The following is a 14,034-nucleotide window of genomic DNA, read 5'->3' as shown; positions in this document are numbered from 1 at the left end:
TTGCCGAAGGCTTAACGCATAAATAATCCACCGTTAATATCCCATGTTGCCCCTGTCACAAAAGCTGCACTTGGACTTGCCAATAGCGCACAGGTCTCGGCAATAAATTCCATGCTGCCCAAAGCCTTGACGGGGATATTTTGAATAAATTGCGCCATTTTTTCGTCAGACACGACACTATGCACAATCGGTGACTCCATCGGTCCTGGGGCAATCGCATTCACCGTCACGCCTTTGGCTGCAAACTCTTTGGCAAAGATTTTGGTTAGGGTAATAATGGCACCCTTGGTGGACGCATAATGTGCACCCGTTGCAGTACCGCCATTTTGTCCCGCTAAAGATGCCATATTGACGATGCGGCCATAACCTTGATCAGCCATATATTTACCAATGATCTGGCAAGACTGAAACGTGCCACGCTGATTCACTTGCGTGATCATGTCAAAATCCGCTGCGCTAATCTCTAAGACAGGCGTTGCTTTGGTCATGGTGGCATTGTTGATTAACACATCCAGTTTTGAGAATGTCTGCTGAATCCACTGCACAGCGGCATGAAAATCAGCCTCAACCGAGATATCCAGTTTCAGTGGAAATAGATTCTCTGCATATGGACTGCGTGCTTTGGCTTGCTCTGCTTTCTCTAAAGTACTGGCAGAAAGAATCACCTGATGCCCTTGCGCTGCAAAATATTCGGCAATGACATTCCCTAAACCAGAAGCAGCACCTGTGACTAAAACAACCTGTTTCATTTTTTCACTCCTAGAGAATGTAGCTGATACCTGCCAAGGTATCGGTTGAGTTAACTAAGTTGATAATTTTACGATTAATCTTAAAGCCTTGTTCAGCATCACGAACCAAATGGAAGGTCACATCAGCGGTATAATGTTTGAGGCTTTCTTTACGGAATTCACGCAGGTTTTGTGCACAACGCAGAATGATTTCACCATCTTGATCTTTGACGATGCGAATACGCGAAACACTACGTACCGTATTGGCTTTGGGTGCAGTTGAAATTGCTTCACCATTTTCTAAACGCTGTACCCGCAACTTACGCATATGATGATCGTCATAGGCATAATTCAAATTATTTTCATAATCGGTCAGTTTCGGATCGATCGGGATGATATACACGCCTTTTTCATTCCACAGATCCAGCCAAGTATCATGCTCAGAATGGTCCAGCATATCGGCTTCTGCCCAGATAAAAGCGGTCACTTCATTCAGTAAATTTAAATCAATTTTCATGGCGCTCTCCTTAAGCCGTCATCATCTTTTTCCACTGCTGATAGGCAGCGCGCATCCCTGTTTCAGCACTGACATCGCTTTTTAAGCCATCTTCAGTTTTGACTTCACCTGGCAGGCCACGATTGAGCATGATCCACAGGTCATTACCTGCATTGGCACCATGTTGTACACGTTCCCACGCTTCTGAATCATCTGGCGTACCAAAACCAAATGGGCCTTGGAAATGTTCATGCAGACGTAAGCGATATTGGTTGGCAATTTGTGGACCACCATCCATGGTAATTACAGAATGATGAATCTCAGTTTCATTCACTGAAATCGGCTGCATAACGCGGAAGAACGCCATTGAACAAGCAATGTTCGGGAACAGGTTCAGGTTGAAACCAGAACCACCCACAGCACGGACCATACGACGCACTTCCAGTTCTTCATGCCCTTCATCACGTAAGGCTTGGGCAAGGTCTTCAAAACGTTCCTGAATTGGACGTTCCATTAACTCTTCATCCAAGTCAACCAGTTCAGGAATCATCACCATGACACTGTGACCATTACCGAGGTCTTCAACATAGCCCGGCTGATTTTCAAAGTTAAACAGTTCTTCAGTTTTTTCATCAACTGAACTTAAGAATGACTTGTGTACCAATGGGAAGTGGTAAGCATCCGTGGTATTTTCCAACTGGATTTTCCAGTTACCCGGAAAACGGAAACGATGTTCACCCAAGACCTTGATTGGATAACCAGCCCCTTGTTTCATAAACAAGTCGATCCATTTTTTCGCAGCACCCAAGAAATCTTCTAAAGGTTCAATGTCCTGTTTAAAAGTGGCGAAAATCATGCCGTTATATTCTTCAACGCGCAGGCTGATCAATGGAAACTCAGATTTATCTAAACATTCGCCATAGCTTTCAGGTGAAGGTACACCACGTAAAGAACCGTCTAGCGCATAGCTCCAGCCATGGTATGGACAAACAAAACTGTTGGTTTTACCCTTTTTATGTTCACAGACCGTTGCCGCACGATGACGACAGCGATTGAGTAAGACATGGACTTTTTTCTTACGATCCCGTACCACCACCACAGGTTGCTTACCAATATTGATGGTCTTATAGCTACCGCCATCTGGAATCTCGCTGGCATGGGCCACCCACACCCACGTGCTGTAATAAATCTTTTCCATCTCATCTTCAAAGATTTTTTCGTCCTTATACAATGAGGTATGGGCACGATCACTTTGCACTAATTCGTTGTAATCCATTTCAATATTCTGCATTGGAATAATACTGTTCATATCCACTATCCTTTTCGGTCTATCCATTGGTTATTGCTGAGACGGCACTGGCAATGCGGCTGTGCTGTCCCAGTGAGATACGGGGCGACTGAAAATATTTTCAGTCTGAAAATGTTTGATCTTCCAACGTCCATCGTGTTGCTGCTTAAACTGCACCGTGAGTTTGGCGGCATTTAAATGGCTACGCCCATCACGAAAAGTTGAAGTCTGCAACATCAACCAACTGGCATTGGCTTGATCCGCTTCGATATAAATTTGTTCTGAACTGACAAAATGCGCATTCATGACAAAATGCGACTGCTTTTGGGTATAGCTTTTGAACATGCCATAAATGGCTTGCCAAGACGCATAGCGACCAAAAGACTGAGCATATTTCTCGCCAATCCCTTCCCAAATGCTGTCCTGATCAAATAAATCCATCAATTCATTCAGGTCAGTATCGGCATTCAAGGCATCACAAATTTCCATATAACGGTTAATGCAGTTACGGATCGCATTTTGGGCTTCAAGCCGTTGCAGGCGTTGTAACAGTTCCGTTAAATCCATTGGCGCATTCATGTCATTCATCCTTGCCATCACAATCTTTAATCAATCCGGCTTATAAATAACCGGGTGCTGGCTTCATACCGAAGCTGACCAAGCCTGCATTTTGTAAAGTGGCATCGCCCATAAAGGCATGCTGCGTCACCACATTGGTGTCGTTGACAAAGCGGCTAAACGGGTTATGGGTATAAATCGCGGTCATGCCTGCCAGCATCTGGATTTTGCGAGTCACACGGGCACAAACTCGTGCCACATGGGTACAAGACAAACGCATGTCACTGATCTGTTCTGCAGTTGGCGTACGCCCTGCAAGCACTTCATTCCAGACGATCTGCATGGTGTCGTAGAACCACACGCGTGCAGCCTTAAACTCTGCTTCGACTTGGGCAAATTCATATTGGGTTACAGGTCGGCTGGCAATTTCAGCCCCACCAGTAATTGAAGACTTGCCCGGCGCCAGTTTTTGAAATTCTTCGATCGCTGCGGCTGCAACGCCAATCCCGACCGCGGTTAAGACCTGAGTGGCTAAAGACAGCGATGGATATTTAAAAAATGGCTCAGGTAACTTGGATGGTTCACCGCGGACAAAGGTCCATTCCTTTGCCACCAACACATCTTTCACCACCAGATCATGGCTACCTGTGCCCTTCAAGCCAACGGTGTCCCAGGTCATATCGATTTGTGCTTTATTGGCTGGCATCACCGCCATGCGCGGTAGACCTTGGGCTTCGTTGTCTTTTTGTGGAGAAATCCCAACACCAACAATATCTGCGCCCATACAGCCACTGGAAAACTTCCAACGTCCGCTCACTACCACGCCATCATCCGTAATTTCCGCAGGTTGTGGAGGGAAAATGCCACCTGCAAACACAATATCAGGGCTATCTTTATACAGTTGCTCAAGCGTTGCTTCTGGCAAACTGCCCAAATAGGCTGGACTCATACCAAAACTTGCCACCCAACCGACTGAGCCATCAGCTTTGGAGAGTTGCTCGATCAATTCGCAAAACTGTTTCGGTGACCATTCATTGCCGCCAAAACGTTTTGGAACCAAAGCACGGTAAACGCCAATCTGTTTGAGTTTGTCGATGATGTCCTGACTGACATAGGCCTGATTATCGAACTCCCCGGTGCAGGCACGTTCACGAATTTCCTGACACAAGCGCTCTAATTCCGTTGTGGTTGTGTCCATAACAAATTCCTTTATCGATAAGTTATTCATTCCCTCATTCCTTTTCGGTTATTGCGCTGCACTCACGATATATTTCGCAACAGCACATAAATATTCATCGGCATTGTGTTTCGCCACGATTTGTAAGCCCACAGGTAATCCTTCACTGGTTTGCAGTGGGATTGAAATCGCAGGGTGTCCTGAAAGATTAAAAGGCCGAACCAAACCCGTGAGATTTAAAAAAGCCACGGTATTTTCGGCATCAGCAACTTTAGGTGGAAGCTGTGGCAAGGTCGGTAAAATCAAGGCATCGTATTGATCGAATAAGGCATTAATTTCAGCGGTAAAATCTGCTTTCACCTGTTCGGCCTGTTTGACTTGGGTCAATGTGGTGTCGGCTGCTTTGAGTAAACGAGCATTGACGTCAGCACCCAGCAAGCCTGTTTCAGTCAACTCACCATAGGCTTGCCAATTTTCGTAATTAATGATTTGCATACCTGCATTAAAAGCAGCTTCAAAGCCTTCCAGAGTCACAGCTGATACTGTCAGATTGGCTTTAGTCAGACAATGCTGGATCGTCTCAATGACGACTGAATCAGCAACAACATTGAGCCACGCCAGTTTCGGTGCCTGAGTCAATTCAGTAGATTGATGGAACGTAGGATCAATAATCTGCATTGCGGTTTCAATCATCTCGACTGAATTTGCAAAGGGGCCAACACAATCCAATGAACTTGTTGCTGGATGTACGCCTGCACGGCTGACACGGCCAAAGCTTGGTTTTAAACCGAAAACACCACAACAGGCTGCTGGCATACGAATCGAACCACCAGTATCGGTACCTAATGTGAAATCTGCCAGACCAGCTGCAACCGCAGCCGCAGAACCACTTGAAGAACCACCCGGAATCAATTCAGGATATTTCGGATTTATGGCCGTACCAAACACATGGTTAATGCCTGTGATCCCAAAAGCCAGTTCGTGCAGATTGGTCTTTGCAATAATTTGGCAATCCGCAGCAAGAATACGGTTTACCACTTCCGCGTTTGTACTTGCAGGTTGGCTGTGCATTAAGGCTTTGCTACCTGCCATGGTCTGCATACCTTGAATATCAATGGAATCTTTCACCATGACTTTCAAAGCACCTGCTCCTTTTTGTACCTCTTGTACAATAACATTCATTCACTTTTCCATGTATTTTTATACTTATTACAAATATCGGAAAAAGTAATGTAATTGTCAAGTATTTTTCATGATTAAGAACAAAGAAAATGTTTCTAATTTTTGTATAATGCTGAATGTCCATTTTTATAAAAGTAATGACTTGGCTATGCTTACTCATTTAGAACAATTTCTACCCAACAATGAACCGAGCAGCTTACAGAGCTATCCTTTTTTCTGGATCTCTCAAGTGAATGGTAAATACACACAACTTATTGAAAAATCAATTAAAAAATTAGGTATCGACAATACACGTCGTAAAATTATTTTAAGCACCAATGCGCTTGAACAAGCCAGTATTACCGAGATTGCCAACCTCTCTACCCTCAAGCTGACCACGGCAACCAAAGCCATTTACCGTTTGGTTGAAGATGATATTGTTCAGGTGTTCTCATCCGAATCGGATGAACGTATCTCCATGGTGAAACTGACCGATAAGGGGAAAGAAATGGTTGAGCAAATTAATCAAATTAGTCAGGTCACCTTATCTGGGATTCTGAACGCCTTTGATGATGCTGAATTGCATCAGCTCAACGGTCAATTAAAAAAGCTATTTGATTTAATGCCCTCTAGTTAAAGCAACGACAAAAGCCCATGTCTATGCAGAGATGGGCAAAAGTGTGGACCAAGCTGATTACTGATTTAAAATATTAAACGGCGGCTTCAGCTGATTTGCGGCAATCCGATCTGAAAAGGTATGTAAAATGCGCTGTTTATAAGCAGCAATATCGATCTGCTGATAATCATAAAAACCCTGCTGCTCACGTAGACCATTGCGTTGCTGCCGCATATTCTCGGCAATAATCTCAGGCGTTCGATAACGCTCCCCGAGTTCCTGCTGCAAATATTGCGAAGCATAATACAAAATATCGCCACCACCCCAATCAATAAATTCCAACAAGCCCAATACCGAAAAGCGCAGACCAAATCCGGTCCGAATCGCAACATCAATATCTTCTGCCGATGCCACACCTTCTTCCACCATTCGCGCCGCTTCATTCATTGCCAACGCTTGAATCCGTGGCACGATATAGCCCGCTTTGGCATGACAAACCACAGGAACTTTGCCAATTGCATGCAGAAAGCTTTTCAAAGTATTTACCGCCTCATCTGAAGTTTGCTCAGAGCGACTTAATTCAACCAGCGGAATCAGATAGGCTGGGTTGAGCCAATGCGCATTGACTACCCGTTCTGGATGAGAAATCATTTGCGCAATATCAGTGACCAAAAAGGTTGAAGTGGTCGATGCAACAATACAAGCCGGTGTAATATGTTGATCCAGCCAAGTAAAAATATCTTCTTTGGCTTGCCTCACCTCGGGTATGCCTTCCATAACCAGATCACAGTGGGCTAAAACTGATATTGAAGCCGCGCGACTTAAAACCTTAACCTGATCCAGAATAAAGATGCTTTGTTCAGATTGAATAAACTGGATACTTTCCAGCAATTGCAATTCTTGTTTTAAGTCGGTTAGGACCTGAGCCTGATATTGCTCAAACTCAGCCTCCGTGCGTTGTCGGGCATCGATTAAAGCCACTTTGAGTCCAGCATAGGCAAAGGCAAGCGCAATGGCTTTACCCATACGACCAGCACCCAGTACCGCAACCTGTTGAATTGGGTTCATCTTAGACTCCTTGCTGCAAAGTCACTTGCAACTCAGCCTTGCTTTTATCGACAAGCCCTAGGTTCTCAAACGTCCGTCCGTCCTGATACAAATCCTTGCCTGTCACCGCAGAAGCAATATTCAGTAGCCCTTCTGCCACAGGTGTCGCGACACCTGCCCAACGCCCGACCGAAACCAGAAAGGATAATCCTAGACGCGTATCTTCCAACATATAACGATGTGTCTGTAAGTCGATATCCTCACGCCAGTCTCCACTATCGGTTAATTTGCCATGCGCCCCACGCCCATACATCCATTCATCACCCTCACCATCTTTATTGTAGTGATCAGCCAGTGGAAAATGCGGTGCAGAATAACCCAATGCTTCCCTTACACGTATACGCTCTGCGTCAAGCTGATTGGTGACACTGCGAATCGAGGGTTGAGTGCCTTCGTTATGAATATCCCACGCTTCGAAATGTTCTAATGGCCCCGCATTCATCAAGATCAAAGGTGGATGAATAATCGGCCCCGCATTCATCAAAGCACCACTTAAACTGTCCTCAATTGGCTCAACACTTGGGTACGCCTGTTTTAAAATTTGAAATGCATGCTCGGACAAGCTGCTTGGTAAAACCCCAGTCGGTAAACGAGTCGCATAACCACTGACCACAATCTGATTGACCCCATGCTTGCGCACCAGATAAGGCAGTGTGCCTGTTTCGGCAAAAGCCACTTGAGCTGTGTTACCTGCTTCACGCATGGCTTTGGCAAAAATAAAAGTACCGAAGGTTGCAGGCGGTAAATACACCACCTGACCCGCTTGAAAGAACGGCGCGGCCTGTTGAGCCAAATCCAGATGTGTGGTTGCGGGTAAAGGAATAATAATCAACTGGGCATGTTGGATGGCTTTTTCTAAATGATTCGAGAGATTAATCTGGCTATTTTCAAAGCCAACACCCACTGCGCGCTCACCCTGATAATCTTTGATTTTAAGCTCACCCGTAGCAGCCAACTGTTGCAAGGCTTCACGGTCACGACGCCATAACACCACGTCATGGCCTTTTTCCGCCATCTCTAGCGCTGCTGCATAACATCCGTGTCCACCACCGAGTACTGTAATTTTCATGTGCTTTCCTGCTGATTGATTTTCAATTCAGCATAAAAGAGAGCACGACCTGTGGCTTATCCAAATACGCAAGCGTTATTCCATTTACGCACGCATTTGATGAACTGGCACAGTATCTTTTTTTAAAGTATGCGAAGGCAAGCAGCCATAACGCTTTTTATATAGGCTGGAAAAATGCCCAAAACTTTGGATGCCATGCTCCAATAAAATATCGGTCACAGTTTCATCTGTCTGTGCATACTGCAAAGCCAAATGTACCTGCTCCAAGCGTTGCTCACGGATATATTCCACTGGGGTTTGCTGTAAATACTGACTAAAACCTTTTTGCAAGGTTCGTATCGACACATCGCAATACTGACTTAAATCAGCTAAGGAAATAGCCTGTTGCAGATGTTCCTGAATATATTGCTGTGCTCTTTTCATATAGCTTGGCAGCAGTTGTTGCCGTTGGGCATTCAACCGTTCGGTATAATTATTCGGAATTTTCAGCAAAATTAGCTCAATCAAATACTGGCTAAAACTGGCTGAAATAAAGCTCCAGTTGCGAATATTATAATAGGCATGACACAGATAATTCAGTGTTTCAATAATCGCATCAATCCCTTCCAAACTACGGGATAATGAGGAATTAAAGCGCAACGGTTCTTGGCTACGACATCCCAACATGTTGAATAATTGAGTTTCGATATCCTGTTGCGCCAATTTTAAAATAATATTACGGCAATGCTGATTGGTGATGATCTGCTGTTTGGTATGCGGATGGGTGACCGACATGATTCCTGCAGATTGCACGATCTGCTGCCGATCAAATTTGAGCTCACATTGTCCTTCCAGCGTGATTCTAAATAAATAAAAGTCAGCACTATCCTCAATGTTAATCATAACTGGCGCACTATATTTCAGATCGTACAGCGCGCCATTACCAAAGCTAAAGCCATTCAAACGCGTATTTAGAGGTTCTCGTACTTCGACATCAAAACGATGCGGACAGAGATAGTGACTGATTTGATCTTTAATAGTTTGATAATCATTGGACTGAAATAATAAAAACTCATCCAGATAATGCAAATGATCCAGTTTAAAACTCGCTTGCATCACTTCACTCCCTTGCTAAAGATTTCACAGGCAAAGCATAAAACCCATTACAAAGAATGGGCCTTACATACTCAGTACAGCATCAAATCAAGATCCATGTTCCTGCTGCATACTGTCACTAAATGCCTGACAGCCTTTTTTCAGTAAGATAAAGGCCAATACACAGGAAATCGTACCCACAATCGACAGGGACATCCCGACCATAAGTGGATTTTCAAACACCTTATCGGTAATCAAAGCCACCAATGTAGTGCCAATCCCGACCGCAACCAGATTACTAATCAACAAGAAGACTGCTGAAATTTGTGCCCGTAACTGATTCGGCGCCAGCATTTGCATAGCGGTGGTTGAGATCGGCATCGGGAATGAAGCAAAGAACATCGCAGGTACGAGGAAAACCACTGATAGCCATAACTCATTCACTTGAGTAAAGATCATTATTGGAATGATTAAACCCGCAATCCCAATCACGCCTGTAATCATCGGCGCATCTTTACGACCTTTTTGAATAAACCAGTCATTGAGCCAACCGGCACAAAATACGCCTAGGATATTCGCCACCAGCAACACGCTGCCCAGCATATAGCCCGCTTCAGTTGGGGTCAGACCAAACTTGCGCATATAGAACGCAGGCGACCAACTGATGAGGCAATACAAGGCCATTGCATAAAAAGTAAAACCTAAATAATGACATTTGAAGGTACGACCATGCTTTTTAATAAACTTGAATGCATCCTTCATACTGGTTTTTTCTACTTGCCCCTGTGCATTTAGACGCTGACCTTTACGTTGTGGCTCTCTCACGGTGAGTAAAACCAATAGACCAATAAAGACACCAGGCAGACCGACAATAATAAATGCCGCTTGCCATGCCTTAAGCGCACCAAAAACTGGAACCATGATGCTATCCATATTTTTGAGTAAACCAATCACATAGCCACCGACCAGAAACGCGATCCCGCCACCGACAAAAGAACCAATTGAATAAACTGCAACAGCGCGTCCAAGCTTATCCTTGCTAAACATATCGCTAAACATTGAATAAGCTGCTGGAGACAAAGCGGCTTCACCTACTCCGACACCCATGCGACTCAAAAATAGTTGCAGAAAGTTTTTACTTAGCCCACAAAATGCCGTCGCAATACTCCAAAAGACCACCCCGATGGCAATAATTTTTGGACGGGAGAAACGATCTGCCAAATATGCCAAGGGTAGACCCATAAAGGCATAAAACAGAGAAAAGGCTAAACCGTGTAATAAACTGAATTGAGTATCTGAAATTCCTAGATCAGCCTTAATGGGCTCGATCATCAGCGCCAGGATTTGTCGATCAATAAATGAAAAGATATAGGCCAACATGCACAGTAAAACCACATACCATGCATAAAGATTTGATTGAGCTTGTTTCGGCTCCGTAGATTGCGTATCCATTTTGCTTCCTTGTCCTTGCCATTTTTCTAATGGGTCTTCTTATTGGAGACAATATGAGCAGAATCCGTTTCTGCTCTGTCTTCAATAAGGTAAATTTCCTTCTTCTATAATTATTATTTTTACATGGAATTTTCCATAATATTTTAGGTATAAAATTATACCTTTTTTACCATTTTAGCTGTTTTACAACTTCCAGAAAATCAATATATGAATTTAAATATATGATAAAAATAATATTTCTATAATTATATCCAATCAAATGGATAATCTATCGACAAATTTATTTTAAAAATATATTGAATATTACATTTATTTTTGGTTTAAAATAAGGCCAAATGATACTTTTCAATGGAAATGAATATGGCACTGATAAAAGAACAGGCAATCGAAAGCATCCATAGCATGCATGTGTTGATTGAAAATATTTTTAGTGGCAAACATGCGGAACACGACCTTCCCCTGCTGATTGAGTATTTTGCAGATCATTTTGAAATGGTCGGTGCGGCTGGAAAACGTATTTCACTCGAACAAGTAAAAGGCCTATTTGCCAATAATCAAGGCAAAATGCCAGATATCCAAATTGAAATTTATGATGAGCAAATCTTGATGCAAAAGCCTGATGCGATTGTTTTGACTTATACGGAAAAACATACCAAAGCGTCTGGCGTGCTGATTCGACGTTCTTGTGCGCTAGTTGAAGAGATCGATGGCAAAATGTTGTGGAGTTATCTACAAGAAACTTTTTTAGCCTAAAGCTTGAGCAAGCCACATTAAAGCTCTTGTAGCAACAGGAGCTTTATTGCTGATTCGAATTATCTCATTCAGCAACGATCCTTCCTTTTAATCTCCAAAATTTCAACTCAATATCTCTTTGTATAACACAGTCACCTCTCCTTTACTTAGACCTATTAAAGTATTTCACTTCTACAAAATGCAGACAGATATACGCAAAGATAATTTACATGAACTATAAATACTTATGCCCTTGTTCCGCTAAAATCAAAACTGAAAAAGTGATGTCTCTGGTTTATCGACTCGAAAACAGCGCCGCTTCCAAAGTATGACCTTGGCTCACAATTCTACTTGAGCACAGTCAACTGGGTGACTCAATAAAGAAAGACAGGATAAATCGTTTTATGGAAAAACCTATCGAATGCCCTAAATGTGGTTCAACAGAAATTGAAACACGTAATCATGACAAATTATTGAGAACTACAGGCGGTGTATTACTCACAGCTGCTGGTACGACTGCGGGTACAGTCGGTGGTGCTGCAGGTGGTGCATCGATTGGTGCAGCAATTGGTACGGTTGCTGGCCCCTTAGGTGTGATTGTCGGTGGTACGGTAGGCACGTTTGTCGGTGCAATCAGTGCAGGAATCACGGGTGGTGTGGTTGGCAATATATTTGGGAAAAAAGCAGGCGTCATGGTTGATAAAAACATTTTTCAGGATTACCGTTGCTTAAAGTGCAAATATCGTTTTAAACAAAAGAGATAAGACCTCATTTATTATTCCAAATCAATTGGGGAACAGATTTTAAATCAGTTCTCCAAATGTATCTAAATCAAATCCTTGTTCAATAAGGCTGATCGGCTGTTTTACAACATCCATTTCATGTCTAAATATAATTGATCTATATTTTTCAAACAAAAAAAATCTCAAACCCTTGGGGAAGAGAATGAGATTACGATATAGACATTCCACAGAGAAGCTTATCGCGAATGCGTTATTTATATCACTAAATATAATAAAAATGCATACCTAATCACAAAAACAATACATAACTGTCTATCTAAGCTTTGCTGTGATCAGGTTCAAAAGAAAAAATGATTCAAGTTGCTAAGCTGCCATTTTACTCTCGCATTGGCGTTTCATAGGTCGTTTGAGCGATAGGTGATACACGCCAAATCACATCTCCCACATCATCAGCCACTAACAATGCACCAGAAAAATCAATCGCAACGCCGACTGGTCTTCCATATGCCTCACCTTTGTCATTTAAGAAGCCAGTCAATACATCTTGTGGTTGCCCATACGGCTGACCACTTCTAAACGGCACAAAAATCACTTTATAACCACTATGCGGTTTACGATTCCATGAGCCATGCTGACCAATAAATGCCCCACCCCGATACTGTGGCATTAATTCCGTTGCATAAAAGGCCAATCCTAAAGATGCAGTATGATTTCCCAAAGCATAATCAGGTTTAAGTGCACGGGCCACCATCTCAGGATTTTGTGGTTTTACTCGCGTATCGACGTGCTGCCCGTAATAGCTATAAGGCCAACCATAAAATGCCCCGTCTTTGACTGAGGTCATATAGTCAGGCACTAAATCACTACCTAACTCATCACGCTCATTTACTACCGTCCAGAGCTGACCACCTTGTGGTTGCCATCCCATTCCATTTGGGTTTCTTAGTCCTGTCGCAAAAGGTCTGGCTTTGCCAGTGGCAATATCAAACTCTAAAATCTGCGCTCGATCAACTTCCTTGTCCAGCCCATTCTCAGCCACATTACTATTCGACCCAACAGAGAGATATAGTTTGGTACCCTCTGGATTTGCAATCACATTCTTCGTCCAATGATGATTGAGTTTTCCTGCAGGTAGATCCAAAACTTTCGTTCCCTGCGCCGTAATTTTTGTCGCACCATCCTGATAAGGAAAACGCATCAAGGCATCCGTATTGGCGACATAAAGTGTATTCCCCACCAAAGTCATACCAAAGGGCGAGTTTAGATTTTCCAGAAAAATCGTATTTTTATCGGCAATACCATCGCCATTGGTATCACGCAATAAACGAATACGATTGGCACTTGGAAAAGATGCCCCTGCACGTTGCATCACCTTTTTCGCAATTTTTCCACGAATCCCTTTGCTATCATCTGGCTTAGGTGGTGCATCGGTTTCAGCCACCAACACATCACCATTTGGTAATACATAGAGCCATCTTGGATGGTCTAGCCCTTGCGCGTATGCTTGAACTTTTAAACCTTCTGCTGGCGTCGGCATCACTCCCTTCGGCCAACCTTTAGCAGGAGCAATATTAACAGTAGGCACTAAACTCGATTGAGGTTTGGGCAATACGGGTTGAGGGCCATAACTTGCTGAAATCGGAAATTGAGATGCGGCGCTACAGCCTGCAAGTACGAGAACAATACTGGTTCCGAACATGAACCATTTTAGTTGAGTCGACATCGCTTACCTTATGTTTTATTTTTGCATTATCAAAAGCATAATCCGATGCAGCATTAGAATACAACGTGTTTAATCGATGAGTATTCAGATTAAATCATCGTTTAAATGAA

The 14,034-nt window shown here is 43.3% G+C and carries 14 protein-coding genes; 3 read left to right on the top strand and 11 right to left on the bottom strand.

Going from position 1 to position 14,034, the window contains the following annotated elements; genetic code table 11:
• Nucleotides 1-11 precede the first annotated feature (11 nt).
• From A7P54_RS10360 to A7P54_RS10335, 6 genes are read right to left on the bottom strand one after another with little or no spacing between them, the layout of a single operon-like run.
• Nucleotides 12-749 carry an SDR family NAD(P)-dependent oxidoreductase gene (locus A7P54_RS10360; protein WP_171549514.1) on the bottom strand — a complete coding sequence of 246 codons (738 nt, stop codon included), beginning with the start codon at nt 747-749 and terminating at the stop codon, nt 12-14.
• Nucleotides 750-759: 10 nt separating this feature from the next.
• Nucleotides 760-1,245 (bottom strand): aromatic-ring-hydroxylating dioxygenase subunit beta, encoded by a 486-nt coding sequence (locus tag A7P54_RS10355; RefSeq protein WP_016164400.1) that lies wholly within the window; start codon nt 1,243-1,245, stop codon nt 760-762.
• 10 nt (nt 1,246-1,255) lie between these two features.
• Entirely contained in the window at nt 1,256-2,533 is a 1,278-nt protein-coding gene (locus tag A7P54_RS10350; RefSeq protein ID WP_005321703.1) for an aromatic ring-hydroxylating dioxygenase subunit alpha, read from the bottom strand.
• A gap of 30 nt (nt 2,534-2,563) precedes the next feature.
• Complete coding sequence (locus tag A7P54_RS10345) at nt 2,564-3,091, bottom strand: nuclear transport factor 2 family protein (protein WP_171549513.1); 528 nt, start codon at nt 3,089-3,091, stop codon at nt 2,564-2,566.
• 40 nt (nt 3,092-3,131) lie between these two features.
• Nucleotides 3,132-4,298 carry an acyl-CoA dehydrogenase family protein gene (locus A7P54_RS10340; RefSeq protein WP_171549512.1) on the bottom strand — a complete coding sequence of 389 codons (1,167 nt, stop codon included), beginning with the start codon at nt 4,296-4,298 and terminating at the stop codon, nt 3,132-3,134.
• Nucleotides 4,299-4,316: 18 nt separating this feature from the next.
• Complete coding sequence (locus A7P54_RS10335) at nt 4,317-5,429, bottom strand: amidase (RefSeq protein WP_171549511.1); 1,113 nt, start codon at nt 5,427-5,429, stop codon at nt 4,317-4,319.
• A gap of 148 nt (nt 5,430-5,577) precedes the next feature.
• Here A7P54_RS10335 and A7P54_RS10330 point away from each other — a divergent pair, with 148 nt between their 5' ends.
• On the top strand, nt 5,578-6,045 hold the full coding sequence (locus A7P54_RS10330) for a MarR family transcriptional regulator (RefSeq protein ID WP_032860853.1): 468 nt from the start codon (nt 5,578-5,580) through the stop codon (nt 6,043-6,045).
• Nucleotides 6,046-6,102: 57 nt separating this feature from the next.
• Here the strand turns inward: A7P54_RS10330 and A7P54_RS10325 are convergent, their stop codons facing one another.
• From A7P54_RS10325 to A7P54_RS10310, 4 genes are all read right to left on the bottom strand, one after another.
• Nucleotides 6,103-7,092 carry a 3-hydroxybutyryl-CoA dehydrogenase gene (locus A7P54_RS10325; protein WP_171549510.1) on the bottom strand — a complete coding sequence of 330 codons (990 nt, stop codon included), beginning with the start codon at nt 7,090-7,092 and terminating at the stop codon, nt 6,103-6,105.
• Between the two features lies 1 nt (nt 7,093).
• Nucleotides 7,094-8,200, bottom strand: coding sequence for an NAD/NADP-dependent octopine/nopaline dehydrogenase family protein (locus A7P54_RS10320; protein WP_171549509.1), 1,107 nt, complete (start codon nt 8,198-8,200; stop codon nt 7,094-7,096).
• 84 nt (nt 8,201-8,284) lie between these two features.
• The gene (locus A7P54_RS10315; RefSeq protein ID WP_171549508.1) at nt 8,285-9,295 is read right to left on the bottom strand and encodes an AraC family transcriptional regulator; all 1,011 of its coding nucleotides are present in this window, start codon (nt 9,293-9,295) and stop codon (nt 8,285-8,287) included.
• A gap of 87 nt (nt 9,296-9,382) precedes the next feature.
• The gene (locus A7P54_RS10310; protein WP_171549507.1) at nt 9,383-10,726 is read right to left on the bottom strand and encodes an MFS transporter; all 1,344 of its coding nucleotides are present in this window, start codon (nt 10,724-10,726) and stop codon (nt 9,383-9,385) included.
• Nucleotides 10,727-11,086: 360 nt separating this feature from the next.
• Here A7P54_RS10310 and A7P54_RS10305 point away from each other — a divergent pair, with 360 nt between their 5' ends.
• Nucleotides 11,087-11,479, top strand: a complete 393-nt coding sequence (locus A7P54_RS10305) for a DUF4440 domain-containing protein (RefSeq protein ID WP_171549506.1) — start codon at nt 11,087-11,089, stop codon at nt 11,477-11,479.
• A gap of 383 nt (nt 11,480-11,862) precedes the next feature.
• Nucleotides 11,863-12,222, top strand: a complete 360-nt coding sequence (locus tag A7P54_RS10300) for a hypothetical protein (protein WP_171549505.1) — start codon at nt 11,863-11,865, stop codon at nt 12,220-12,222.
• 355 nt (nt 12,223-12,577) lie between these two features.
• On the opposite strand, the gene A7P54_RS10295 is transcribed toward A7P54_RS10300, so the two are convergent.
• Nucleotides 12,578-13,924 carry a sorbosone dehydrogenase family protein gene (locus tag A7P54_RS10295; RefSeq protein ID WP_171549504.1) on the bottom strand — a complete coding sequence of 449 codons (1,347 nt, stop codon included), beginning with the start codon at nt 13,922-13,924 and terminating at the stop codon, nt 12,578-12,580.
• Nucleotides 13,925-14,034 lie beyond the last annotated feature (110 nt).

Source organism: Acinetobacter sp. Ac_3412 (assembly GCF_013072675.1).
Taxonomy (GTDB): domain Bacteria; phylum Pseudomonadota; class Gammaproteobacteria; order Pseudomonadales; family Moraxellaceae; genus Acinetobacter; species Acinetobacter higginsii.
Note: the sequence above shows the minus strand (reverse complement) of the source record. Positions and strands in the feature narration are given on the sequence as shown.